The following is a 22,070-nucleotide window of genomic DNA, read 5'->3' as shown; positions in this document are numbered from 1 at the left end:
GGAGGCGGAGGCGGCGGCGGGGGTGGAGCACCGAAGTTGTACTCGAGCGTACCCATCAGCGAGTGGCTGGTGAACGTATCTTCCAGCGTGTTGCCGCCAATATCGACCAACTCATTGTCTTGCGCATTGAAGAAGCGATAGCGCAGGCCGACGTCGACATTGTCGGTCAGCGGTGCACGAACGCCGGCGAGCAGCTGCCAAGCGAGACCGCTGTCGGAATCATCGATCGACGATGCCAAATTGGCGAAGGGCGTTACCTCGTAACTCGTACGTGCAACGCCGACACCGCCTCCGACATAGCCTTGGAGACCGTCATCGGGGCCGAAATCAAACAGGCCGTTCAGCATAAAAGCGAGCGAATTGACGTCACCACCCGCCGTGTAGGAACCTGGCGCCAAAACGGCACCGGGACCATACGGCAGACCGGCTCCGCCCACGGCGATACTGTCGACGTCGGCGCTGCGATAGCTAACTTCGGCTTCCAGGCGGAACGATCCAAAATCATAACCAACATAGCCACCGCCATCGAAGCCATATTCATAGTCAACAGCATGACTGTCGGGTCCGCCATTGATATCGAGGTTCGTGTCTTCGACGAGCATCGCACCGAATTCGGCGCCGATATACCAGCTGTCGTCCTTGGCCAGGGCTGGCGATGCAAGGGCCGTAGAGGCCATCGCCATTCCTATGACGAATTTCCGCATTATAGTTTCCCCTTTTTGCGAATTGGAGCCACCGAGTGGAACATATCTATCTTTCAACCCCCAAGGTGGCAAGCAAACAATCGGCAGGAACTGTTGCATTAATGCCGCTTTTCCTGCGCAATGAGAATGGGTTCCGGGTCTCGGGCCCATTCCGTGATGGGCGAACGGCGGTGAAGAAAAGGGGTTCCCGTCAATTTGACGGAAATATGGCCAGTGTTGCAAGTATGTCGATGATCGCTTCGATGCTGGCACGGGCCTCGACATCGACATTCGATCCGCCCGCGGGCAATGCCGGGCGCACTGCCTGTTGCCATCCCGAGAGATAGGCTCGGCGCTTGCCGTTCGACCGGTCGAAGACGTGCATGCCTTCGCACGGCTGGCACAGGGTCCACTGGGTACCGTCCCAACTTGCAAGGAAGTCTTCGCGTCCCTCCCATGCGCCGCTGGCCGGGCTCGCCACTATCCAGCAATCGCCTGGCGAAGGCGCTGCGGGAGGTGCGCTTGCGTCGCCTTCGACAACAGGATGAAGCAGGGTATCGATCCGCGCGAGGCTTTCGTTGACGTAAAATTCCTTTTGTGCCTGCCCGGCAACAAGCAACGGGAATGCGTGACGAGCGGAAACTGTTTCGAAGTCAATGGGTTGGGTCATGGAGCGATCCTGTCAGGCACGTGCGGGAACGTTGGTGAGGTGAAGCGGGGTCGACAGCGCGAAGCTGCCCTTCTGGCGGACCCAAAGCGGCGCATCCGGATAGAGCGAAGCCAGTGCGGAGATTTCGGCCGAGTTGAGTTGCATGTGGGGCTCCGACACGGCCCAGAGCCTGTCGGGCGCGTGCGGAGTGCCAAGGCCCACCTCGTAAGCCTCTTCCTGTTCGACGAGCGGCTGCTCGACCTCGTCGAGCCAACGCCAGCCGCCGCGCGCGCGGCGTGTCCAGGAAAGCGTGAGGCCACCTGTCCCGTCCGTTTCGGCTCCAGGATGCACCGGGAAAAGCGGGCGGCGGGTTCTGCCGCCGTTCTCGAGTGCGGCCACTACCGGTTCTTCGTCGGCGAGACCCATGGCGGCGAGCCCACCCCCGATCCCGAGGATGAGGTCGGCCGGCAATGCGAACAGCCGGTCGTCGATCAGCGTTACCGGCGTTCCTGGCATATGGCCCGCCAATGCCTCGACTTCGGTGCCGCCGCGTCCCCGCAGAAGTCCGGTCAGTCGCCATCGGCCATGACCCTCGGGCTCGGCATGCGCGAACTGGGCGATCTCATTCCCGACCAAGAGGCGATTGGCGCCGCGGGCGATGGCGTCGACCGTTGCGGTTTCAAGCTCCGAGTCCTCGTCTTCGAGAACAATGCGCGCTACCGCGACGCTTTCGAAGCGCAAGCCCTGGCTCGGCCCCAGCTCCTCGAGCAGCGATCCGCCCACAGCGCGGGTCGGACCGCTTTGACCGACCGGGGCGAGCGCGCTGCCATCCAGCCGATAGAGCGACGCCCCTGACCAGCGCCCGGTCGGCGCACCGACTGCGGCAAAGCGTTGCGGAGATCCGCCAGCGCCGCTCCCGTCCCATGGGAGTTCGAAGACACGAAGGCTGGAGCCGACGGCGATTCGATCCGGCGGTGACCATGCCGTGCCGCTATCGGCGACCTGAGCGGCAACGGATTGGGGCACATATCGGATGAGCTCGAGCTCGATTCCGCGTTCCCGCCATTCCCAGCCGGTGATCCGCCAAAGGCCCGATAGGCCGGGAGCGCGCACGATGCTGCCCGGGCCAAGGCGGGGATCGAGCTCGCCCATCCGCCAAGCGAGTGCTTCGCTGCGGTAGTGTATCCGGCGCGAAGCCTGCGCCAGCAGTCCCTGCGCGGCGGCCGCAGTCAGCACGCCCGGAAACTCGATCACCCTGCCTGGCGAAGCGGTGGCGGCTCCCTCCGCGCGCTGCAAGCCCGGCTGGTAGTCGCGCGAGGGGTCGTAATAACGCAGCGCGGACGGCGCCCTGTCGGGCAGCGGTCTGCGTGTCAGGGCCATTCCCTCCTCGCGACCGAAATCGCCTTGATCCCATGCCGAAGGTTGCGACAGAATCGCAATGTCACCCGCAGGCAGTCCGACGCCGTCCAGAGCGATGCGCCCGTCGCTCGTGACCGCATTGAGGGGCCTGAGGCGGTCGACCAGCGTTAGCAAGCCTGCCAGATCGCCTCCTTCGTACACGAAGCCCGACAGCTCCGGGAATGTCACGTCGTGGCTTGCGATGCCTTGGTCCCGGGCGATTTCGGCGACTATTTGCGATGCGGAGCCTGCAAAGACTTCGAAGCTGAGCGCGGGGATGCGATTGCCGAAGTCCTCCAGCGCCAGATCTTCGAACACGACATAGGCGCAGCCGCGATGCGCCGGACAATGGGGGCCGATGTCGGCCGCCATCAGCGGATCGGGTCGCTGGTCGGAATGCCCGGTATAGGTCCTCAGCGTCCCAGCCGTCTTGAGGTCGCCGGCCCGCCCGCGCAAAAGGTTTCCATCGGCCCAAATGCGGCCCACACCGTCTATCGGGCGGCTGGACAGCGCCACCGCAAGCGAGACGCTGTAGCTGTAGGTGGTCGTCTTGGGCTTGCCTTTGCCGCCACCGCCGGTTTCGCGCCGCTCGGCAAGGTCGGTCGCCCAGATCACCGTTCCGGGAACGCGCACCGTGCCATAGAGTGCAGGGATCGGCTGGCCATAGCTCGAGGTGCTGACCGCGAGCTCCTTGAGCCGCGGGCCCTCGCGCCGCGGCGTGCCGATGATCATCGAATCGAGGCTGCGGCCCAGCGTCGCGCCGATCGCGCCGCCAAGCGGACCGCCGACGAGCGTGCCGACCGCACCGAGAACTAGAGTGGCCATGATTGCTCCTGGTCGGGCTCGACCCGCCACTGTGCGAGGGGCGGCCGGGTGAGGGATATGCGCTGGGAGACGACGCGCCGCAGGCCGGCGTGGGCGTGGACGAATTGCCCGCCGCCAAGCGCGATGAGGAGGTGATGCTGGGCGGGGCCGGGCTGGGTAAGTAGGATGTGCCCGCGCTCTGCGGGGCCCGCACAATCGCGCAAGCCGTTCGCACCGGCGAATTCCAGCCAGCGCGCGATGTCCATATTGCGCAGCGTATAGCCCTGCGGATAATGCACTCGCCTGCCGCAGCTCTCGAGGGCCTGGCCGACCAGCCCGATGCAATCGAGACCGGTTTCGGGATTGCGTCCGTGCAGCCGGAATCGCGTTCCGATCAGCGTTTCTGCGGCGCTGGCGATCTCCCCGCCGCGCGTACTCATCGCGCGACCGGGTATTGGGCAAGCATGTCGTTGCCCGGCAGAAAGGGCTCGCCGCGGAAATTGGCGGCATTGTCGAAGCGCGCCGAGCAGGTGGTGATCGTGCGATCGCAGCCTTCGGTCACGCGCAGCCGCAGGCCCGGCTGGACATCGGCATCGATCCGTTCGGCAAGGATCAATCGGTCGCCGACCACATCGGTGATGCGGGATGAAAGACCGGCCATCGGTCCGTCGATCCAGCGCAGCTCGCCGTGGCGAAACACAGCGACCTCGGCGAGATCGATAGTGATATCATTGGCGTCATGGTCCACCGCCACGACCCGCGCGCGGGCTTGAAAGGCAATCGGGTTCAACCCGCATCCCGGACCGCAGAAGCGTGCTCTGCACGAGGGACTCGAGAGCGGAATCGGATCCACGGACAGCCGCGCTTTCGCAGAGGCGAGCTCCGCCTTGAATCCGGCCCCCTCGCGGCTCACACCGACGATCGAACCGGAATATAGTGCCGCCGCCTCGCGCGTTTCCCAATCGACGATCCCGCATTCGATCCATGCCCCGTCGAAGCGGCCGCTCGCCAGATCCGCCTCCGTGACTGCGGCATGGCTCAGGGCGCCTTCGATATCGCCGGGATCGTCTTCGAAACCGGCAGTGCGGCGGATGGCGGAGGGCAGCATGCCGGGCGCGGCGCGGTGGAGCACGCCGCCGAACCACAGGTCGCGGTCGTGCGTGGTGAAGCCGAGCGTCACGCCGTCCTTGCGGAAGACCCGCCACCAGGTCGCGGCGGTTTCCAATTCGGCGCCGAAGAAGACCCGGCTCATGCCGCCTCGCGGATTTCGATCAGCGGCACCGAGGGCGCTTCCCCCGCAGCGAAGGAAAGGCCGCTCACGTCGAGCCGGTCTTCGGCGAAGCGCACGGGCACGTCGAAGCGGAAACCCGCCGTCACTTGGGCGCCAGCGGGAGGCGCACTGCCGAAGACGATCCAGCCGCCATCCTCGAAGGTCCAGTCGTTCGTCGCCGCCCCGTCCACGGCCACTGCGATGCTCGCGACATCGGGGCGCGTGATCACCCGCTGCTGCGCGCCGTAATTCTTGACCAGGCGGAAGCGGCTGCCCGCCCCGTCGCCGATGCCCAGCAGCTGGTCGGTCGCTTGCGGCGTCCCGGTCATCCCGTTCGAGCTGAAGTCGAAGGGATCGCGGAGGCGAAAGCCCCGCGCCGGGCCGTAACGCGCCCGAAAGAAAGACAGCAGCGTGCCGAGTTCCTCTTCCGAGCGGATGCCGGGCCCGACATCGTAGCGCATGCGCGCATCGGACCACAGCGCATTGCGGTGTTCGTAGCCCGAGGCGGTGACCGCGACCGAGGTCGAGAATTCGGGGCTGGCCGCCGCATCGCGCCCCAAGGCGAGCGGATAGGCGACATCGTCGAAGGGGATCATGTCTTCGTCTCCGGGAGGCAGGCGGGTATATCCGTCGCGCGCAACCTGCGGCAGCGCCCAGACGAAGCGCTGGGTCACGCCGCGCCGCCGGGCTTCGTCGAGCGCATCGTCGATCAGCGGCCAGAAGTCCTCCGAATCGTCGGGCGCAAGGACGAAGCCGGACAAATAGTCGGTGGCTGCGGCGGGGTAGGCCAGGTGCTGGTCGACGAAGGCATAAGCGCTGCGCCGTGCCGCATCGGCGCCGGCGGTCAGCCAGTCGTAATCTTCTAGTTGCAGTCGGTCGAAGGCAGGATGGCGCCAGCCGGTCGGCATGTTGGCGCGCCAGGCCTCGGGCGTCGCCGGATCGAGCACGGTCGGCGTGAAGGTAAGCAACAGGATTTCGGCTGCACCGCCCGCTGCCGTGCGCACCGCATCGGCCAGCGCGAGCGTGGAATCGGCGAGCACCTGTCCTGCCGCATCGAGCAGCGCGGTCTGTGCCGCATTGAGCGGATCGCGCAAGGAAGCGATCGCCACCGGATTGCCGCCCAGTGCGGCCTGCGCGCTGGCATCGTAGAGGCACGGCGCGCCGGTCTCCGGCACGGTCCACCACCACGGCTCGCCGATCTGGAACAGCACGGGCATCCCCGCGTCCAGCGCGATCGCCACGAAGGCCTGCGCGACTTGCCGCAGATAGGCCATCGCGCCCGAATGCGCGGGCGACAGCAGCGTCGAGGGCGGCACCCATCCGGTCAACGCGGGCGAACCGTCCGGCGCGCGCTGTTTCCAGTCGTCCCAGCAATGCGCGTCGAACAATTCGTAGGACAGCGACCAGACGAGATCGAAGCCATGGTCGCGCGCCGCCGCGGCATAGGCGCGGTGCCAGGCCGCGCACGGGCCGTTCATCGCGCCGCCCGCCAGGCTGACGTAATGCTCGCCGCCCAGCGGTTCGAGCCGGAAGTAATGGCTCATCCCGACATAGTGGACCACGCGCCCGCGATAGCCGAGGCCCTCGATTGTGCGCACCAGCCGCGCGGGCGTCTGGTTGAAACTGTCGTCATAGGCGGTGGCGATCTGCTCGCCATGCGGGGGCACCAGCACGTCGCCGATTTCGAGCGAGGCGTGCTCCCCTTCGCATTCGACACCCGACATCTCGGCCCAGCCGTCGACGCGCGCGGCCAATTGCGCCGTGCTGCCCTCGACATAGCCTTCGGGCACCAGACTGATGAACATCCGGTCGATATCGGCCGGGTGGACCGCTTCGCCCGGCAGGCCGTAGCCGGACTCGAGCGCCGAGAACGGCAGCTCGATCTGCGCATCGATGGGCGAACCCGTGGCATAGTTCCACAGTCGCACATACCAGGCGCGCGCATTGCCAGCCGCATCGCGCCCCTCGATCGTCAGCGTCGGCCCGTGCGGCACGTCGAGTGCCAGCACCCCGCCGCTGCGCCAGCGAAAGCGCAGCACGCAATGCGCGTAATCGCGCTGCGTTGCATAGGCGAGCAGCGGATGGTCGAGGCTGTCCTCGCTCTCCCAGATCAGGCCCGCGAGCTCGCCCTGGTGGTGAAATTCGCAATCGACGCGCAGCGCATCGGGCGCGGTCGTCACCACGCTGGCCATCATCGGGCGCGGGAAATTGACCGTCCAGAAACGCGGATCGAAGCGCTGGATATAATCGGAATGCTGCCCGTTGCGTTTACGGGCGAGCCAGAAAGCCATGGGGGTGTTTCCTTTTTTGTGGGCCTCAAGCGCCGGCGGCCGCATCCGCGGCCTTGGGCTATCCTCGCTCATGCGACCTGAAGGTCGCATCGCTGCGGGCGCGCAGTCGCGCTTGCCTCGCCTTCGGCTCGGAGACTTTCGCCACCATCATGTCTCGCGCCGGATCCGGGCCGGGGGAGGCCCGGCAAGGCCAAGCGGCCGCCCCGCAGCGGGTGCAGCTTGCTGCACGTATAGCGAGGACGAACGCGCGGATGCGGGTTCGAAAAACAAAAAAACGCTTGAGGCTAGATAGATAATACCCGCCGCACCGCGCTCGCGACCTGACGCGAGGAGCGCTGGAGTGCGACCGGAGCGGAGGTGCCGCGCGGTGCGGTGAGGGTGATCGCGACGCGCACATCCGAGCGGCTCGTCCCGCCACTCGGGTTCGCTTCGACCCGGCCCGCACTGGTCGGCACGAACAGTTCCGGCCCGCGTTCGCCGACGAGATAGGGGCGGTCGGGCGCGACCAGCCCTCCGGTCGCGCGTCCCGGCAGGCCGAACAGCGCGCCGATCGTACCTGCAAGCAGGCCGCCGAGCCCGCCATCGCCCGAACCGGCGAACAGGCGATCTAGCCCGAGCTGGAGTGCCTGAGCGGCGATCTGGTCGAGCGCGCTGGTGGCCATGCGCTTCAGATCGTCGAATCCCAGGCTGCCCTTGCGGATCGCGGAGAGCAGCCCGCGTTCGAGCACCCTGCCCGCATTCTCGAAGCCGTCGAGCAGCGTCGTATCGAAGGTGCTGCGCATCGTTTGCATATCAGCAGCGAAGGCCTGCGTGTCGGCGCGTACCGCAACGATCAGATCGTCGATTTCGTCATCCATGGCTGTCTCGTTCGATCAGCGCCGCGATTTCGGCGCGGCTGGGCGGGGTTTGGGCAGGGGTCAACGACGCAAGGCTTGTGACAAGTTCGGCTGGCGTCGCGTTCCAGAACATAGGTGGCGACCAGCGCAGATGGGCTGCGCTCAGCGCGGCCAGTCGATACGCGGCGCCCGAGAAGGTCTCGCTCACTGGCTCCCCTCCCTTGAGGGAGGGGCTGGGGGTGGGTGTGCCCCGCTTGGCCGATGGGGCGGACCTCCAGACCAGCCCCCTCGCCATGGGCAGGGGAGATCGGCCGGCGCGATTATCACGATCGGCCCTTCAGGATCTCGCCCAGCAACACGCGCAGCGGCTTGGCCGCCGTCGCCAGGCCCTGGGCAATCACGGCCTCCCCCACATCCTCGCGGGTCAGCGCGCCGCGCTCGGCAAGGCAGTGCCAGAACAGCGTGGCGATCTCGGTCAGGCGCAGCGCGCCTTCGCCCGCGCGTTCGACCAGCGCGAAAAGCGATCCCAGCTCTTCCTCGGCGCAGACCAACGCGTCGAATGTGGGGCGCAGGAGATAGGGCCTGCCCGCAATGACAAGCGTGGCTTCGCCGCGAACCGGGTTGCTCGGCTCTTGGTCGGCGCTACCGCCTATGGCTGCTTGAGCGCCCTTCACGACGGCACCACCGCACCGGAGCTTTCGAGCTGGAGCGCATAGGTCCGCTCGCCGTTGAAATCGCCCGCATAGTCCAGGCGCTGGACGAGGAAGCGGCCGCGCATTTTTGCGCCGTCCTCGAAACTCAGCTCATAGTCGTCGAGCGTCCCGGCGAGTGCGTGGGCGCGGACGGAGGCCTCGGCATTCGAGCCGAGGAAGATGCCCGAGGCCGAGACCGAGACCGAGCGCGTTCCCGCACCCGACAACAGCTCGCGCCAGCCGCCGCTCTCCTTGTGTGTGACGACCACCGTGTCGCCGTTGACGCTCATCTGCGTGGTCCTCAGACCGGCGACGGTGTCGTATGTCACGGGCGAGCCGCCATCGCCGATCTTGAGAAGGAAGGCGGCACCTTTCTGGGCTGTCATGTTCTGGACCTTTCGAATCGAAAAAGCCCCCCTCTTCTTCAGAGGAGGGGGTTTGGTGGTGGTGGTGTGCGGAGCGGGCGCCTTTGAGCACCACCCCACTGCGACTAGGCGCTGCTGCGCATTGCCAAGTCTCGTTGCCCCTCCTCTGAAGAAGAGGGGCCGATCAGCCTGCGATCGTCAGGAAGCGATATTCGAGCAGGACCGCGCGCATCGCGCGGGGGCGGCGTTCGGCGCGGCTGCGCAGGAACCGGGTGACGACCACGCGAAACCCGCTCTGCTGCGGCGCGAGCGTGGCGATGCGTTGCTCGATGCGGGCGGCGATGGCGGCACTTGCGTCTGCATCGTCGCCGCGATCCACCAGTTCGAGCGCCAGACGAATTTCGCGGCCTGGCCCGCTCTTGGTCGACCAGTCGGCGCTCGCGCTTGCCGCAATCGCAATGTGCGGCGGGCTGGCGGCGATCGGGCCTTCCTCCTCGATCGAATTGACCATCTCGCCAAGGATCGGGTCGGCCCGTAGCCAGGCCACGAGCGCGGTGCGGAGGGCGGTTTCCATCTACTCGCTCCCTTGTGTGAAGAGCGGCCACAGCAGTCTAGCGCGCTGCCATTGGCCGCCATTGCGGCGGCGGGCGCGGATGCGGCTCTCGGCGCGCGCCGCGGCGAGCGTCGCGGCGCGGCGGGTGAGACGCTGGGCCAGCGCGGCGAAACTCACAGTCGCACCATGCGGTATGGCCGCCACAGCGCGGCGATGGATGTGGGCAGGTGCCCGCCATCCGCGTCCCGCTCGCGATATTGATGCGCCGCGAAGCGGACGATCCCGTGGCGCAGCGCCTCGTCGAGATCGCTCCAGCCGGTGGCGGAAAGGCCGGTGAATTGCAGGCATACCTGCCAGGCGGTGTCGAGCAGGCGAATGAGCAGCGCATCCTCGCCCGTGGTGCTTATCGCCAGCCATTGCTTGAGTTCGCCAAGCGGCTGGCCGGACAGGTCTGGGGGCATGTGTTGGGTGTCCCGATGTCAGAAAAAGGGTTGCCCACGCCGAAGGGGGTACGGCGCGGGCATAAAGTTCCTCCCCGGAACGGGGAGGGGACCCACCGAAGGTGGGGGAGGGGCACAGGCGGATGTCCGGAACGCTTGAGAGCGGTCCTTCTGAACATCCGCTGGTGCCCCTCCACCCCGAGCCGCTTCGCGTCTCGCGGTCCCCCTCCCCCGTGGGGGAGGATTACAGCTCGATCTTCAGCAGCTTGATCGCATTGCTATCCAGCACCTGCCCGCCCACGCGCTTGGTGGCGTAGAAGTGGACGAAGGGCTTGTTGGTGAAAGGATCGCGCAGCACCTGCGTCGCGCTGCGTTCGGCGATCAGATAGCCGTGGCGGAAATTGCCGAAGGCGATCGGATAGGTGCCCGCCGCGATATCGGGCATGTCCTCCGCCTCGACCACCGGATAGCCGAGCAGGCGGTCGGGCTGGCCCTCGACCAGGCCCGGCTGCCACAGGAAGGCGCCATCGGCCGTCTTGAGCTTGCGCACTTCGGCGAGCGTCGCCGAATTCATCACGAAGCTCGCGCCCTGGCGATGACCTGACTTGAGCGTGTGGACGAGGTCGATCAACTTCGCGTCCGGATTGGCATCGAACCCGCCCGCATCGCCCGAGGCGAGATATTGCAGCGTGCCGAAGGGGCGCGCGGCGTCCTCTGCCGTCGTTGCCGGTGCATTGAGGAAGCCCTCGGGCTGGTCGATCCCGCTGCCGCCGATGAAGGCGGCCCCTTCGGCGCGGGCGAATTCCATCGCGATCTCGCTTGCGAGCCAGTTTTCGAGGTCGAACCCGGCATCGTCGAGCATCGCCTGGCTCGCGGCGGGGTTGGCGTAGAGTTCGCCCGTGGGCGGGGCGATTTCGGCGAATTCGGGCGTGTCGGTTTCGGGCCGCGCGGCGGTTTCGCTGACCCAGCCGCTCGCCGTGCCGCCCGTGCTGACGAGCTTGCGATAGCCCGCGCTGCCCGTCTGGACGACCTGGGCGATGGCGCGGATCGGGCTGATCTCGACAAGCGCACGGGCGATCATCGCGTCGATCTGGCGCGGCACGGCATAGCCGCCATCGGCGGGCACGGTGCCGGTGATCGACTTGATCTCCTGCGTCGAGCCGCGGCGCAGATAGCCGTCGACGAAGCCCTTCACTTCGATGGCGGTCTCGTCGGTCGTACCGATGGCGGGACGGGCGGCGACGCGGCCGATCTTGTCGACGCGCGCCTTCACCTCGTCGACATCGGAGCGCAGCGCGGCGACATCGGCTTCGGTCTTGTCCTGCCGGGCGACGATATCGAAGCTGGCTTCGGCGGTATCGGTGGGGGCGGGGGTGGTATCCATAGGTAATCCTTTTTCTGATAGGCACGCGAAGAGCCCCCTCTTCTTCAGAGGAGGGGGTTGGGGGTGGTGGCGAGCGCGGAGCGAGCGCCTGAGGGCACCACCCCACTGCGACTAGGCTCGCCTGCGGCTCACCAAGTCTCGTTGCCCCTCCTCTGAAGAAGAGGGGCGGGTATTCTTCAGGTCGTGAAATGCACTCTTGCGCCGTCCTGCAGCGGGTGCGTCACCACGCTGACCTCGAACAGTTCGATATCGGCGAGTTCGCGGCCCTGCGGCGTCTGGCGATAGCTACGCGCGCGGTAGCCGAAGCTGAGGCCGTTCACTGCCCTTGTCCGCAGCAATTGGGCGGCGCGGCCCTGCGCGTTGTCGATGCTGGCAATGATCCTGAGGCCGCGCGTATCCTCGCCTGCGGTCTCGACCCAGCCGATGCGCCGGTCGGGCCGGTGCTGCCAGTAGAGCGGATAGGGGCCGCTGCGTTCCGAAAGAGTGCGGGCGAAGGCACCGGGGCGGATCGTGTCGCGCGCACCGTCCACCTTGTCGAACAGAGCGGCATAGCCCGCGATGCGCAGCGGCCTCCCCTCCCTCGAGGGAGGGGCTGGGGGTGGGTGTGCGGCGCTTGCGGTCGAGGTCGGACCCCCACCCCTGGCGCCTCCCCAGGGGGAGGGGGATCCGTGTTCGCGGGTCACGAAAGCATCTCCCCGACACCCAGCCGCACCGCGATGCCGACCAGCAGCAGCGCGAGCAGGCCGCGCACGATCCATTCGACCGCCGCCTTCCACGCGCTCGCCTTGGCATCGCGCCAGGCGGACAGAAGCTCGCGCAATTCGTCCAAATCGTCCTGCGCCGAAGGATCGGCGAGGCCGAGCCGGGCCAGCACGCGGTCCGCGCCCAGCTCGCTCGCCTCTTCGACAATGGCGCGCAGCGTGATCAGCTCGACGCCCCCGGAGGTATCGGCGCGGTTCGCCTGCGCGATCAGCCGCGCGAGCATGTCTTCTCGTGTCATGGGTTCACCATCGCTGTGCAATCGGGCAGGAAGCGCCGATGCAGGGTCACAAATCAGGAAGTCTGTGGATCGTCGGCCTCGTGGCGGCCTTGGTGTTGGCCTATGTCGCCTACCTCTATTCGATCGATTTCCTCGCGGCGGATGAGTGCGTGGATGCAGGCGGCAGCTTTCACTATGACCGCGGCGTATGCAGCTTCACCGAAAACTATCGCGGCGAGGTTCCGCCGCTATGGCCGTTCTAGGCCAAGCATTTCGCGTTTCTCTTCTGCGCTCAGGAAATCGGCGCCGCTGACCTGCGCCCACAGCTTCTCGCGGTCTTCGGCGAGCGCGGGGACGCGGTCCAGATCGACCGAGGGCGGATCGGCGAACCAGTCCGACAAAGCTGCGTGGAGCCCAGCGAGGATCTTGCCCGCCAGCGGCAGCAGCGTCAGCCGCCACAGCGCGCGGTTGGCCTCGCGGTAATTGGCGTAGGTGTTGTCGCCCGGCAGGCCGAGCAGCATGGGCGGAACGCCGAAGGCGAGCGCGATATCGCGCGCGGCGGCGGCCTTCAGCGTGGCGAAATCCATGTCGGCGGGGCTGAGGCTCATCGCCTTCCAGTCGAGCCCGCCTTCGAGCAGCATCGGACGCCCCGCATTGCCGTGGCCCTGGAAGGCGCTGGCAAGCTCGGCCTTGAGCCGGTCGAACTGTTGGGCGCTCAGCCCTCCCGCATCGCCGCCGTCATAGACCAGCGCGCCGCTGGGCCGCGCGGCATTGGCGAGCAGCCCGCGGTTCCATTCGCTCGCCGCATTGTGGATCGCCACGGCGGGCGCCGCTGCGGCGAGGCTGCCCGCGCCGTAATGGTCGTCGGTCGGGTGGAAACCCCTGAGGTGGATGATGTTCGGCCAGCCGTCTTCGTCCTCGAGCGGGATCGTCAGCGTGCGATCGGCGAGCACATAGCGATAGGCGGTGGGCCAGCCATCCTCGCCCGCCACCACCTGCACCCGCTCGGGCCGCAGCGGATAGAGCTCGATGGGCACGCCCGCGCCGTCCTTGACGATCTGGACATAGGCATTGCCATGCAGGCTCAGCTGCGCGGCGAGCACCTCGAGCAGCGGCTGCGACCCGCAGGAGCAGGCGAGCAGCTTTGCGAGCCGTTCGTCCGCGCAGGCCAGCGGCGCACCGCCGACCCCCTCGGCCACGATCCTGACCGACCGCTGCGCCACGGGATTGGCAAGATAGGCCTCGGCCACCTCGCGAGTGTAGTCGAAGGGGCTGCGCTGCAGCGGCCCGCCATCGTAGCTGGTCGCCCAAGGGCTGATAAACCCGCGCGACACGGGCACGCGGGCATCGCCCCGGCCCTTGAAGGCGGAAGCGAGACTGGTGAGGAAGGACATGGGGGTCTCCTAGAAATGGGGAAGCACCGCCCCGGATCGGGGTCCGGGGCGACGGTATTTTTGTGTTCGATCCATTATTCGTCGGCCCGGGCTTGACCCGGTCCAGTGCTTTGTCTTTCAACCAGTTATGGATCGTGAACCACTCGGCGGCTGGGTCTACATCATGGCCAATCGCTATCGCGGGGCGCTCTATGTCGGCGTGACGAGTTCGCTTGCCGCGAGGGTCGGCCAGCATCGCGAAGGCATCGGCTCCGACTATTGTGCCCGCCGCGGACTTACCCGCTTGGTCTGGGCAGAGCGCGGCGATGCGATCGACGACTGCATCGCGCATGAGAAACGCCTCAAACGTTGGCGGCGGGAATGGAAGTTCGCGCTGATAGAGAAGGCCAATCCGGATTGGGAGGACCTCTACGACGTGATCCTGTGATCGCAGGAAGCACCAGCCCCGGATCAAGTCCGGGGCGACGAAATTCTCGTATCACCTCTCTATCCTCATCGTCGGCCCGGACCTGATCCGGGCCAGTGCTTTCTTCAAACCCGCCGCACCCTCGGCCTCGCGCTCTTCCCCAGCATCAGCTCGCTGAGCGCCCAGACCAGCGCATCCGCGCGGTCGGGCGACCGTCCCGGCCCCTCGTAACCGCCACCCACCAGCAGACCGCAGAGCTGGTCCTCCAGCTTGGCGAACAGCCCCGCATGCCGCACCCGCCTTGCTTCGTAGAGCGCGGCAACCGGCTCGGCTCTCGCCACCTTGCCGCGGCTGGCATGGACCAGTTTCAGCGGCAGCGTGATGTCGGCGGCGCGCAACACGCTGGCGACCATCTGGCCGCCCTGGTTGGCCTCGGCCACCACGCGGTCGGCCTGCCAGGCGCGTGCCGCTTCGGCCACCGCGCGCGCCCATGTCTCGGGACTCGGTTTTTCGACCGAGCAATCCGCCAGCACCTGCCCGATCCCGCTCGCGCCCAGGCCGCAGACCACGATGCCGCAGGCATCGCCGCGCTCGCTTGCGGGTGGGTCGACCCCGACCACCACGCGCTGGGGCGGGTCGCCGCGCGCTTCGTCGCGGCAGGTCTCCAGCAGCGAGCGCGACCATAGCGCGCCGTCGATATCCTCGAGCAGTTCGCCGCCCAGCTCCTGCCGCGCCAGCGTGGTCCCGCCATATTCGCGGTCCATCGCGCGGATGAAGGATTGCGGCAGATTGCCGGTATTCGCGCTGGTCGCGCCCCCGGTGACGGCGACATCGTCGCGCTCGAGCAGGCGCCGGACCAGCGGCACGGCGCGCGGCGTGGTGGTGGCGAGCACGCGCTGGTCGTGGCCCAGCCGCAGGCCCAGTTGCAGATTGTCCCACGCCGCCAGGGCCTTGCCATGCGCGTTGCTCCATTTCGCGACCTCGTCGCACCACGCGTGGCTGTGCTGCGGGCCGCGCAGGCTCTCCGGTTCGGCGGCGGAGTACAGCGTCGCTTCAGCCCCGCCGGGCCAGCGCAGCCGGCGCAGCGAGGGTTCGAACGCCGGTCGCCGGCCGGGCGGGCAGCAGGCAAGGATGCCGCTTTCGCCTTCGACCATCACCGCTCGCCCTTCGCCGAGGCTTGCGGCGAGCAGGGCGATGCGCGCCGCATTGTCGCGCTCTGCGATCGCGCGCACCCATTCCGAGCCCGCGCGGGTCTTGCCGAAACCGCGTCCGGCGAGGATCAGCCAGCAGCGCCAGTCGCCTTCGGGCGGCAACTGGCCGGCATGGGCGGTATTGGGAAAATCGAAATCCCATTCGTTCTTCTCGTTCTGGTCGAGCGTGCGCGCGAAACGGTCACGCTGTTCGGGCTCTGCTTCAGCGAAAAGTCCTGCGCGTGTTTCTCTATCCGCCACGGGCCTTGCGCTCCTTCTCGGCGGCGACCTGCTGGCGGAAGATCTCCACCTTGCGCTCGATCGAGGCGCGCACTTCGCCGGCGCTGACATTGGCGCGGGTCGCGCGTTCGGCGGCGATGGTGTCCTTGTGCGCCGCGAGGAGACGCAGTGCCGATGCGACGTCCATCTTGCGGTCCGGTGCCGGGTCGCGCAGGTGGCCGAGCACCTCCATTTCCAGATTGGCGTAACCTTCGAACAGGGCGCTGCGCCAGGCGGCTGCGAAATCCCGGTCCGCCCGGCGCAGGCGATAGGCCTCGCGCGGGGGAATGTTGGCTTCCTTGGCCGATGCCGACACGTTGGAGCTTTCCGCCAGCCGTTCGAGGAAAATGCGTTTCCATTGGCGGGGCGATGGCTTGCCGGCACGATTGCGCAGCCGGGTGCTGTCTTTCGCCCTGAAGGCGGCCAGCGCGCGCTCCCAGCGCTGGCCGAATTCGGCGCTGCGCTTGCGACGGCTGTAGGGCGACCCGGATTTCACCCCTGCCGCCTTCGCTGCCCGGCTGACCATGCCGTATTCGCGTAGGCCGGCGATGAAGTCGTCTTCCCACGCGTGCCGGTCCGCAGACCCTGATCGCGACATGCGTCCCTCCCGATGATGCGCGGCATGAAACGACGAAAGGCGGCCCCTGAGGAGAGCCGCCCTTGCGAATCACACTTTTGCGATGTTCCAGATATGTACCTAAACAGCGTGACGATGTCAATAAAAAAGAACCAAATAGGTTATACAGAGATGCTTGCCTACAGGTCGCGGCTCACCTAATCGACAAACACTGCAGGGACGCTGAGGAACCTCCCCAAATCATGATCATGAAACCGCTGCGCGGGCTGTACGACTGGACGATGGAAAAGGCCTCGCACCCGCATGCGGTTGGCTGGCTGGCGTTCTTCTGCTTCATCGAATCGAGCTTCTTCCCGATCCCGCCGCACCCGCTGCTGGGCCTGATGTGCCTCGCCGAACCGAAGAAAGCGGTGAAGTTCGCCACCGTCGCGACGCTCGCCTCGGTTGCCGGCGCATTGCTCGGCTATGCGATCGGCTGGGGCCTCTACGATACGGTCGGCGTGTGGCTGATCGGCGCGCTGGGGCTGACCGAGGCATTTCCCGTGGCCGCCTGCCATCTGCGCGAATACGACTTCGAGGCGATCCTGATCGCCGGCGCGACGCCGGTGCCGTTCAAACTGCTGACGATCACTGCCGGTTTCGTCGGCATGAACCTCGTCACCTTCGTGCTTTCCAGCCTGTTCGCCCGCGCGCTGATCTTCATGACCGTGGGGATATTGTTCCGCGTGTTCGGCGCACCGATCAAGCGGGTGATCGACAAATATCTAGGCACGGTGACGACAGTGTTCGTGGTGCTGGTGGTCGGCGGCGTCGTCGTGCTCACCCAGCTCGGCGGGAGCGAGGATGGCGATGGCGGCCCCTGCGCCGCGCCGCCACCGATCGAAGCGCGCTAGAGCAGCGTGGCGATGCCTTGCGCTACGATGGCGAGGCCGATCGCGACGACCATCACGGCAAAGCCGATTTCGAGTATCCGTTTGCGCGAGGCGAGCCGCTTGCCCGCGATCCGGCCAAGCAGGCTGCCCGCGATACCGCCCGCGAGCATCCAGGCGATCAGCTCCCAGTCGACCAGGCCCGACAGCGCATAGGATGCGGCCGTCGTCGCCCCCAGCGCGGTGACCACCAGCAGCGAGCTGCCGATCGCCAGCGACACCGGCATGGCGGTCGCGAAGACGAGCCCGGGGACGATCAGGAAGCCGCCGCCGATGCCGAAAAAGCCCGCCAGCAGGCCGACCGCGAGCCCGGTCGGTACGATCCGCCTCAGCAAGGGGCGCGCGGTCTCCCGCGTCATGCGCACATTCGGGTTTTCGCCGCCCTTGCGTTCGCGCAGCATCAGCGCGCCGACCACCACCATGAGGATGCCGAACAGCGCGAGCAGCTTGTCGCCGTCGAAGGCCTTTCCCGCCTCAGCCCCCAGCGCCGCACCGATCATTCCCGACACGGCGAAGGAGGCCGCGCAGGCCCAGCGGACATTGCCCGCGCGGGCATGGCCGACCAGTCCCGTCGCTGCGTTGAGCGCGACGGCCACGGCGGCGGTCCCGATCGCCATATGCGGTTGGCCCACGCCGACGAAATAGACCAGCAGCGGCACGGCCAGGATCGATCCGCCCCCGCCGACCAGAACCAGCACGAAGCCGATCAGCGCGCCCGAAAGCAGCGCGGGTATGGCGAAATCGGCCAGGGGCATGGTCGGATCAGGCCGCCGAACGGTTCCACGGCATTATTGCCAGCAGGCTTGCCATCCCGCACCAGCCGGTCGCCCCGGCAAAGGTCAGCCCCGCGCCGACGAAAGCGGACAGGCCGAACCAGACGGGCGCCACGGCAAAGCCCAAAATTACGCCTGCGAGCACCAGCAGCCCTGCGGTGATCTGCACCTGGCGCATGATCTCGAGCGGGGCGGAGGTATTTTCCTCGACCGGAAGGCCTGCCGAACGCCAGGCATCGAGCCCGCCTTCGAGGCAATAGGCTTCGCCCTCGCGCAGGCTGGCGAGGCGCGCGGAATTGGCGCTGGTACGCATGCCCGAACGGCACAGGAAGACCACCGGCGCCTCGTCGGTGACGGGTCCCAGCGCATCCAGCGGACGGTTCTCGGCGCCCGCCGCGTGCGACCGCGCGAATTCGTCGGCACCGCGGATATCGATCAGCCGCGCGCCCTTGGCGGCCAGTTCCTTGGCGTGGAGGGGGGAAATCGTGGGAAGGCTCATGTCGAAGGCTCCTCGCAATAGAGATGGTGAAGCGTGGCCAGCAGCGTCTCGCAGCGCGGATCGGCGATCCGGTACCACAGCGACTGCGCCTCGCGCCGGTAGGCCACCAGCTCTTCGCCCCGCAGCCTGGCCAGATGCTGCGACAAGGCAGACTGGCCCAGGCCGACCTCCTCGGCGAGATCGCCCACGCGCATTTCGCCGTGTTCGGCGAGCTTGCACATGATCATCAGCCGCCGCGTATTGCCGAGCGCCTTGAGCAGCTCGGCGACCGCGCCGGCATTCGCCTCGAACGTGGCGAGGTCCATCGGGGGAAGGGCAGGTGGTTTATTCATTAGCTCTTGCTAAATAAGATATCGCTAATATATGTCAAGGGCAGACAGATATGGAGACACCCATGACCGCCCCCCGCATTCGCGCCTTTTTCGACGAACCCACCAACACGGTGAGCTATCTCGTGTGGGATCCTGCCAACATGCGCGCGGCGGTGATCGACCCGGTGCTCGATTTCGATCTCGCTTCGGGCCAGGCCGATATCCGCTCGGCCGAGGACATTCTCGCGGCGGCCGAGGAGGAGGGTGTGACGATCGACTGGGTGCTCGAGACGCATGCCCATGCCGATCACCTTTCCGCCGCGCCCTTCATCAAGGCGAAGACCGGCGCGGCGATCGGGATCGGCGAGGATATCCGCAAGGTGCAGAAACTGTTCCGCCCGGTCTTCGGGCTCGACGATCTCAAGACCGACGGATCGGATTTCGACCGTCTCTTCGCCGATCGCGAGCGCTTTGCGATCGGCGAGCTAGAGGTCGAGGTCCTGCACGTCCCCGGTCACACGCCCGCCGATGTCGCCTATCGGATCGAGGATGCGGTCTTCGTCGGCGACACGCTGTTCATGCCCGATTACGGCACCGCGCGCGCCGATTTCCCCGGTGGCGACGCGCGCCAGCTCTATCGCTCGATCCGCCGCCTGCTCGCTCTGCCCGACGAGACCCGCCTGTTCCTGTGCCACGACTACAAGGCGCCGGGCCGCGAGGAATACAAGTGGGAGACCACGGTTGGCGAGCAGCGGCGGAGCAGTGTTCACGTAAACGACAGCGTCACCGAGGACGAATTCGTCGCCATGCGCGAGGCGCGCGACGAAACGCTCGCCGTGCCGCGACTGCTGCTGCCCTCGGTCCAAGTCAATATCCGCGCCGGGAAATTCCCCGAGGCGCAGGACAATGGCGTCGCCTATCTGCGGATTCCGGTAAAGCCGGTGCGCGAGGCGGTGGAACGAACCGCTAGATGATTCCCACTTCCTTGCCCGCCTTCTCGAAGATCGCGAGAATTTCGTCGACCTCGCTCTCGCTATGATCGGCGCAGAGCGAGCAGCGCAGCAACGTCATGTTGGCAGGGGTTGCCGGCGGGCGCGCGAGGTTCACGTACAGCCCCCCCTTGATCAGCGCTTCCCACATGGCCGCACCCTTTTCGAGGTCGGGCATGATGACCGCGATGATCGCGCTCTGCGGCTCGTCCGTACCGAGAGTGAAGCCCAGATCCTTCAAGCCCTTGTGCAGATTGCGCGAATTCTCCCACAGATGCGCGCGCTTGTTGGACCCGTGCATCAGCTTGCGGATGCTGGTTTCGGCGGTGGCGACAACGGAGGGCGGCAGCGAGGCGGTGAACACGTAGGGGCGGCACACCAGCCGCATGATTTCGAACTTGGGATGGTTCGAGACGCAGAAACCGCCGACCGTGCCGACGCTCTTGGAAAAAGTGCCGATGATGAAATCGACATCGTCGATGACCCCTGCGGTTTCGACCACGCCGCGCCCGTTCTCGCCGATGAAGCCCATCGAATGCGCTTCGTCGACCAGCACCATGGCGCCGTATTTCTTCGCCACGGCGACCATTTCCTTGAGCGGCGCGACATCGCCCAGCATGGAATAGACGCCTTCCAGAATGACCAGCTTGCCCGCGCCTTCGGGGATTCGGCGAAGCCGCTTTTCCATCGCCTCGACGTCGTTGTGCTTGAACGGCACGACTTCCGCCTGGCCCATGGCGCAGCCGTCCCAGATGCTGGCATGGCTGTCGATGTCGAGGACGACGTAATCGCCCTTGCCGGCGATGGTCGAGATGATCCCCAGATTGGCCTGGTAGCCGGTCGAGAAGACCATCGCATGGTCCATGTCGTAGAAGTCCATGAGCGCCTGCTCGACTTCCTTGTGACCCTGGTAGGTGCCGTTGAGCACCCGGCTGCCGGTGGTGCCGCTGCCGAAATCGGCCAGCGCCTGCTTGCCCGCCTCGACCACGTCGGGGTCGAAGGTCATGCCCATGTAATTGTAGGTGCCGAGCAGGATCGTGTCGCGCCCGTTGCAGATCGCCCGGGTGGGCGACAGGACCTTTTCCATCACCAGGTTGAACGGGTCTTCGCGGCCCTGCGCGAGCAGTCCCTCGCGCAATGCGATGACGTCGTCGAATTTGGCGAACAGGTCCTTGCCTTCGCTCGCGATCTCCTGCGGCTGGTCCGCCTGCATGATGCCCTCGCTCATCAGGAGGCCTGCAGCTTGGTGACGGCGTCGACCAGCTGGCCGTAATTCTCGATTTCGGCCTGCTGGTTCATCGAAATGATGATGTCGAACTCGTCCTCGATCTCGGCGACGAAATCCATCACCGTCAGGCTGTCGAATTCCAGATCGTTGGCGAAGGTGGTGCCTTCGGTGATTTCCACGCCCTTCTTGTTGAAGGGTTCGGCAAGTTCGCGAATCTTGGCGTCGACTTGGGCTCGGTCCATGGCGGGGCTTTCCAATCCTTGTGCGGCGCGGGACCATATCCGGACACCGCGCGAATGATTGCCGCGGCAAAGCGGCTTGAGGCGGTGCTTGTCAAGCGCGGGCCGCAATGGCAAGCTTGCGAAAAAGTCGCAATCGTCTGTTCGATCAGGGGAAAACGGATGAGCGATTCAGCCTCCGCGAAGCCGGTTCCGGCCGATCCACCCGCCGTCGACGACGGGGCGGTGACGGATTCGGCCGGTGCCAAGCGCCAGGCGAGGTATTCCAACCACGCGATCCATCTGATGCGCACGGCGCAGATGAGCACGTTGAAACTGTCGCAAATGGCCGACCAGAAGGCCTCGATCCTGCTCGGCGCGACCTTCCTCGTGTTTTCGCTCTCGGTCAGCCGCGCGCTGACCGGGCAGATGCCGGTCTCGCTGATGATCCTCGCCAGCTTCTCCTTCGCCAGCTCGCTCTGCGCCGTCATGGCGGTACTGCCCAAGGTCGGGCGGCCCGATGGCAAGATCGCCAATCGCAACCTCATCTTCTTCGGCCATTACACCTGGATGGACGAAGAGGAGTGGACCGAGGAACTGCTCGAACGGCTCGAGACCGATCGCACCGTTTTCGAAACGATGGCGCACGACATGTATCAGAACGGGCAGGTACTGGCGGGCAAGAAATACCGCTTCCTCGCGCTGGCCTACAAGGTTTTCATGACCGGCCTGTTCGTGACACTGGCGGTTTTCGCCTTCGAAATGGCGACGAGTTAGCTTGGCGGTTGCGGTCGGGGCCTGCGTCCGGCCCTCGCGCCCTGCTGGATTCTTTGTCGGGTGCGCTATCGACCTCCGTCGATAGCTTGCGGCGGCACCGGCCCACGCCCCCACCCGGCCACCCACGGCACGGTATCTTATGGGTGGCCGGGTGGG

The 22,070-nt window shown here is 66.5% G+C and carries 29 protein-coding genes; 5 read left to right on the top strand and 24 right to left on the bottom strand.

The genetic code is table 11. The annotated features are described in order from the left end of the window. From ASS64_RS06705 to ASS64_RS06640, 16 genes are all read right to left on the bottom strand, one after another. Positions 1-803, bottom strand: an 803-nt coding sequence (locus ASS64_RS06705; protein WP_234002350.1) for an outer membrane protein, incomplete at its 3' end; no start/stop codon positions are given. 91 nt (positions 804-894) lie between these two features. After that, positions 895-1,353, bottom strand: coding sequence for a DUF2793 domain-containing protein (locus ASS64_RS06700; protein WP_083508223.1), 459 nt, complete (start codon positions 1,351-1,353; stop codon positions 895-897). Between the two features lie 12 nt (positions 1,354-1,365). Next, the gene (locus ASS64_RS06695) at positions 1,366-3,555 is read right to left on the bottom strand and encodes a phage tail protein (RefSeq protein ID WP_067691735.1); all 2,190 of its coding nucleotides are present in this window, start codon (positions 3,553-3,555) and stop codon (positions 1,366-1,368) included. After that, positions 3,543-3,974 (bottom strand): NlpC/P60 family protein, encoded by a 432-nt coding sequence (locus ASS64_RS06690; protein WP_157075105.1) that lies wholly within the window; start codon positions 3,972-3,974, stop codon positions 3,543-3,545. Before ASS64_RS06690 ends, ASS64_RS06695 begins: the two co-directional genes overlap by 13 nt. Beyond that, the gene (locus ASS64_RS06685) at positions 3,971-4,786 is read right to left on the bottom strand and encodes a DUF2163 domain-containing protein (RefSeq protein WP_067691733.1); all 816 of its coding nucleotides are present in this window, start codon (positions 4,784-4,786) and stop codon (positions 3,971-3,973) included. Before ASS64_RS06685 ends, ASS64_RS06690 begins: the two co-directional genes overlap by 4 nt. After that, positions 4,783-7,095, bottom strand: coding sequence for a DUF2460 domain-containing protein (locus tag ASS64_RS06680; RefSeq protein WP_067691748.1), 2,313 nt, complete (start codon positions 7,093-7,095; stop codon positions 4,783-4,785). The genes ASS64_RS06685 and ASS64_RS06680 overlap by 4 nt, the downstream gene beginning before the upstream one ends. 284 nt (positions 7,096-7,379) lie before the next feature. Then, positions 7,380-7,952 carry a tail tape measure protein gene (locus tag ASS64_RS06675; RefSeq protein ID WP_067691729.1) on the bottom strand — a complete coding sequence of 191 codons (573 nt, stop codon included), beginning with the start codon at positions 7,950-7,952 and terminating at the stop codon, positions 7,380-7,382. Continuing rightward, on the bottom strand, positions 7,945-8,139 hold the full coding sequence (locus ASS64_RS16385; RefSeq protein ID WP_234002349.1) for a phage tail assembly chaperone: 195 nt from the start codon (positions 8,137-8,139) through the stop codon (positions 7,945-7,947). Before ASS64_RS16385 ends, ASS64_RS06675 begins: the two co-directional genes overlap by 8 nt. A 115-nt stretch (positions 8,140-8,254) precedes the next feature. Then, a complete protein-coding gene (locus ASS64_RS06670) occupies positions 8,255-8,605 on the bottom strand; it encodes a gene transfer agent family protein (RefSeq protein WP_234002348.1) in 351 nt (116 codons plus the stop codon). Beyond that, positions 8,602-9,009, bottom strand: coding sequence for a phage major tail protein, TP901-1 family (locus tag ASS64_RS06665; protein WP_067691724.1), 408 nt, complete (start codon positions 9,007-9,009; stop codon positions 8,602-8,604). The genes ASS64_RS06670 and ASS64_RS06665 overlap by 4 nt, the downstream gene beginning before the upstream one ends. Positions 9,010-9,172: 163 nt before the next feature. After that, on the bottom strand, positions 9,173-9,562 hold the full coding sequence (locus ASS64_RS06660; protein WP_067691722.1) for a DUF3168 domain-containing protein: 390 nt from the start codon (positions 9,560-9,562) through the stop codon (positions 9,173-9,175). Next, the gene (locus ASS64_RS16805) at positions 9,563-9,718 is read right to left on the bottom strand and encodes a hypothetical protein (RefSeq protein WP_198147669.1); all 156 of its coding nucleotides are present in this window, start codon (positions 9,716-9,718) and stop codon (positions 9,563-9,565) included. Further along, complete coding sequence (locus ASS64_RS06655) at positions 9,715-10,002, bottom strand: head-tail connector protein (protein WP_067691719.1); 288 nt, start codon at positions 10,000-10,002, stop codon at positions 9,715-9,717. The genes ASS64_RS16805 and ASS64_RS06655 overlap by 4 nt, the downstream gene beginning before the upstream one ends. Positions 10,003-10,225: 223 nt before the next feature. Then, positions 10,226-11,365, bottom strand: a complete 1,140-nt coding sequence (locus tag ASS64_RS06650) for a phage major capsid protein (RefSeq protein ID WP_067691717.1) — start codon at positions 11,363-11,365, stop codon at positions 10,226-10,228. Positions 11,366-11,541: 176 nt separating this feature from the next. Next, positions 11,542-11,895, bottom strand: a complete 354-nt coding sequence (locus ASS64_RS06645) for an HK97 family phage prohead protease (RefSeq protein ID WP_234002347.1) — start codon at positions 11,893-11,895, stop codon at positions 11,542-11,544. Positions 11,896-12,044: 149 nt separating this feature from the next. Beyond that, positions 12,045-12,365: a DUF6127 family protein gene (locus tag ASS64_RS06640; RefSeq protein WP_067691714.1), complete on the bottom strand. Its 321-nt coding sequence runs from the start codon at positions 12,363-12,365 to the stop codon at positions 12,045-12,047. A 38-nt stretch (positions 12,366-12,403) separates the two neighbouring features. Here ASS64_RS06640 and ASS64_RS06635 point away from each other — a divergent pair, with 38 nt between their 5' ends. Beyond that, positions 12,404-12,607 (top strand): hypothetical protein, encoded by a 204-nt coding sequence (locus ASS64_RS06635; protein ID WP_067691712.1) that lies wholly within the window; start codon positions 12,404-12,406, stop codon positions 12,605-12,607. On the opposite strand, the gene ASS64_RS06630 is transcribed toward ASS64_RS06635, so the two are convergent. Then, positions 12,593-13,738: a phage portal protein gene (locus ASS64_RS06630; protein WP_067691710.1), complete on the bottom strand. Its 1,146-nt coding sequence runs from the start codon at positions 13,736-13,738 to the stop codon at positions 12,593-12,595. The genes ASS64_RS06635 and ASS64_RS06630 overlap by 15 nt on opposite strands. Before the next feature lie 127 nt (positions 13,739-13,865). Here ASS64_RS06630 and ASS64_RS06625 point away from each other — a divergent pair, with 127 nt between their 5' ends. Next, positions 13,866-14,165, top strand: coding sequence for a GIY-YIG nuclease family protein (locus tag ASS64_RS06625; RefSeq protein WP_067691709.1), 300 nt, complete (start codon positions 13,866-13,868; stop codon positions 14,163-14,165). Positions 14,166-14,269: 104 nt separating this feature from the next. On the opposite strand, the gene ASS64_RS06620 is transcribed toward ASS64_RS06625, so the two are convergent. Both ASS64_RS06620 and ASS64_RS06615 read right to left on the bottom strand, forming a co-directional pair. Next, a complete protein-coding gene (locus ASS64_RS06620; protein WP_067691706.1) occupies positions 14,270-15,595 on the bottom strand; it encodes a DNA-packaging protein in 1,326 nt (441 codons plus the stop codon). Next, positions 15,585-16,211 carry a hypothetical protein gene (locus ASS64_RS06615; RefSeq protein ID WP_067691704.1) on the bottom strand — a complete coding sequence of 209 codons (627 nt, stop codon included), beginning with the start codon at positions 16,209-16,211 and terminating at the stop codon, positions 15,585-15,587. Before ASS64_RS06615 ends, ASS64_RS06620 begins: the two co-directional genes overlap by 11 nt. 221 nt (positions 16,212-16,432) lie before the next feature. Here ASS64_RS06615 and ASS64_RS06610 point away from each other — a divergent pair, with 221 nt between their 5' ends. After that, a complete protein-coding gene (locus ASS64_RS06610) occupies positions 16,433-17,083 on the top strand; it encodes a YqaA family protein (protein ID WP_067691702.1) in 651 nt (216 codons plus the stop codon). Here the strand turns inward: ASS64_RS06610 and ASS64_RS06605 are convergent. Genes ASS64_RS06605 through ASS64_RS06595 form a run of 3 tightly spaced genes read right to left on the bottom strand, consistent with a single transcriptional unit; the run spans position 17,080 to position 18,723 of the window. Next, complete coding sequence (locus ASS64_RS06605; protein ID WP_067691700.1) at positions 17,080-17,874, bottom strand: sulfite exporter TauE/SafE family protein; 795 nt, start codon at positions 17,872-17,874, stop codon at positions 17,080-17,082. The genes ASS64_RS06610 and ASS64_RS06605 overlap by 4 nt on opposite strands. Before the next feature lie 7 nt (positions 17,875-17,881). Beyond that, positions 17,882-18,391, bottom strand: a complete 510-nt coding sequence (locus ASS64_RS06600; protein ID WP_067691698.1) for a rhodanese family protein — start codon at positions 18,389-18,391, stop codon at positions 17,882-17,884. Next, complete coding sequence (locus ASS64_RS06595) at positions 18,388-18,723, bottom strand: metalloregulator ArsR/SmtB family transcription factor (RefSeq protein ID WP_067691695.1); 336 nt, start codon at positions 18,721-18,723, stop codon at positions 18,388-18,390. Before ASS64_RS06595 ends, ASS64_RS06600 begins: the two co-directional genes overlap by 4 nt. A 62-nt stretch (positions 18,724-18,785) precedes the next feature. Between ASS64_RS06595 and ASS64_RS06590 the strand changes: the two genes are divergently transcribed. After that, positions 18,786-19,676: an MBL fold metallo-hydrolase gene (locus tag ASS64_RS06590; protein WP_067691742.1), complete on the top strand. Its 891-nt coding sequence runs from the start codon at positions 18,786-18,788 to the stop codon at positions 19,674-19,676. Here ASS64_RS06590 and ASS64_RS06585 read toward each other — a convergent pair. Together ASS64_RS06585 and ASS64_RS06580 are read right to left on the bottom strand one after the other, a co-directional pair. Beyond that, positions 19,669-20,919: an aminotransferase class I/II-fold pyridoxal phosphate-dependent enzyme gene (locus tag ASS64_RS06585; protein WP_067691686.1), complete on the bottom strand. Its 1,251-nt coding sequence runs from the start codon at positions 20,917-20,919 to the stop codon at positions 19,669-19,671. The two genes, ASS64_RS06590 and ASS64_RS06585, sit on opposite strands and share 8 nt — an antisense overlap. Further along, on the bottom strand, positions 20,919-21,161 hold the full coding sequence (locus ASS64_RS06580) for an acyl carrier protein (protein ID WP_067691683.1): 243 nt from the start codon (positions 21,159-21,161) through the stop codon (positions 20,919-20,921). Before ASS64_RS06580 ends, ASS64_RS06585 begins: the two co-directional genes overlap by 1 nt. 159 nt (positions 21,162-21,320) lie before the next feature. Between ASS64_RS06580 and ASS64_RS06575 the strand changes: the two genes are divergently transcribed. Next, positions 21,321-21,914: a Pycsar system effector family protein gene (locus ASS64_RS06575; protein WP_234002346.1), complete on the top strand. Its 594-nt coding sequence runs from the start codon at positions 21,321-21,323 to the stop codon at positions 21,912-21,914. The last annotated feature ends 156 nt before the right edge of the window (positions 21,915-22,070 follow it).

The organism is Erythrobacter sp. AP23, from assembly GCF_001542855.1.
Lineage (GTDB): Bacteria > Pseudomonadota > Alphaproteobacteria > Sphingomonadales > Sphingomonadaceae > Qipengyuania.
This window is presented reverse-complemented; position numbering and strand designations above follow the sequence as displayed.

What these genes read in the sequence shown, in the direction of transcription:
- ASS64_RS06630 (WP_067691710.1), bottom strand. Translation starts at nt 13,738, where the DNA reads ATGTCCTTCCTCACCAGTCTCGCTTCCGCCTTCAAGGGCCGGGGCGAT.
- ASS64_RS06580 (WP_067691683.1), bottom strand. Translation starts at nt 21,161, where the DNA reads ATGGACCGAGCCCAAGTCGACGCCAAGATTCGCGAACTTGCCGAACCC.
- ASS64_RS06650 (WP_067691717.1), bottom strand. Translation starts at nt 11,365, where the DNA reads ATGGATACCACCCCCGCCCCCACCGATACCGCCGAAGCCAGCTTCGAT.
- ASS64_RS06660 (WP_067691722.1), bottom strand. Translation starts at nt 9,562, where the DNA reads ATGGAAACCGCCCTCCGCACCGCGCTCGTGGCCTGGCTACGGGCCGAC.
- ASS64_RS06600 (WP_067691698.1), bottom strand. Translation starts at nt 18,391, where the DNA reads ATGAGCCTTCCCACGATTTCCCCCCTCCACGCCAAGGAACTGGCCGCC.
- ASS64_RS06595 (WP_067691695.1), bottom strand. Translation starts at nt 18,723, where the DNA reads ATGAATAAACCACCTGCCCTTCCCCCGATGGACCTCGCCACGTTCGAG.
- ASS64_RS06625 (WP_067691709.1), top strand. Translation starts at nt 13,866, where the DNA reads ATGGATCGTGAACCACTCGGCGGCTGGGTCTACATCATGGCCAATCGC.
- ASS64_RS06690 (WP_157075105.1), bottom strand. Translation starts at nt 3,974, where the DNA reads ATGAGTACGCGCGGCGGGGAGATCGCCAGCGCCGCAGAAACGCTGATC.
- ASS64_RS06575 (WP_234002346.1), top strand. Translation starts at nt 21,321, where the DNA reads ATGAGCGATTCAGCCTCCGCGAAGCCGGTTCCGGCCGATCCACCCGCC.
- ASS64_RS06685 (WP_067691733.1), bottom strand. Translation starts at nt 4,786, where the DNA reads ATGAGCCGGGTCTTCTTCGGCGCCGAATTGGAAACCGCCGCGACCTGG.
- ASS64_RS06615 (WP_067691704.1), bottom strand. Translation starts at nt 16,211, where the DNA reads ATGTCGCGATCAGGGTCTGCGGACCGGCACGCGTGGGAAGACGACTTC.
- ASS64_RS06585 (WP_067691686.1), bottom strand. Translation starts at nt 20,919, where the DNA reads ATGAGCGAGGGCATCATGCAGGCGGACCAGCCGCAGGAGATCGCGAGC.
- ASS64_RS06635 (WP_067691712.1), top strand. Translation starts at nt 12,404, where the DNA reads ATGCAGGGTCACAAATCAGGAAGTCTGTGGATCGTCGGCCTCGTGGCG.
- ASS64_RS06665 (WP_067691724.1), bottom strand. Translation starts at nt 9,009, where the DNA reads ATGACAGCCCAGAAAGGTGCCGCCTTCCTTCTCAAGATCGGCGATGGC.
- ASS64_RS06640 (WP_067691714.1), bottom strand. Translation starts at nt 12,365, where the DNA reads ATGACACGAGAAGACATGCTCGCGCGGCTGATCGCGCAGGCGAACCGC.
- ASS64_RS06605 (WP_067691700.1), bottom strand. Translation starts at nt 17,874, where the DNA reads ATGCCCCTGGCCGATTTCGCCATACCCGCGCTGCTTTCGGGCGCGCTG.
- ASS64_RS06675 (WP_067691729.1), bottom strand. Translation starts at nt 7,952, where the DNA reads ATGGATGACGAAATCGACGATCTGATCGTTGCGGTACGCGCCGACACG.
- ASS64_RS06610 (WP_067691702.1), top strand. Translation starts at nt 16,433, where the DNA reads ATGATCATGAAACCGCTGCGCGGGCTGTACGACTGGACGATGGAAAAG.
- ASS64_RS06590 (WP_067691742.1), top strand. Translation starts at nt 18,786, where the DNA reads ATGACCGCCCCCCGCATTCGCGCCTTTTTCGACGAACCCACCAACACG.
- ASS64_RS06695 (WP_067691735.1), bottom strand. Translation starts at nt 3,555, where the DNA reads ATGGCCACTCTAGTTCTCGGTGCGGTCGGCACGCTCGTCGGCGGTCCG.
- ASS64_RS06655 (WP_067691719.1), bottom strand. Translation starts at nt 10,002, where the DNA reads ATGCCCCCAGACCTGTCCGGCCAGCCGCTTGGCGAACTCAAGCAATGG.
- ASS64_RS06700 (WP_083508223.1), bottom strand. Translation starts at nt 1,353, where the DNA reads ATGACCCAACCCATTGACTTCGAAACAGTTTCCGCTCGTCACGCATTC.
- ASS64_RS06680 (WP_067691748.1), bottom strand. Translation starts at nt 7,095, where the DNA reads ATGGCTTTCTGGCTCGCCCGTAAACGCAACGGGCAGCATTCCGATTAT.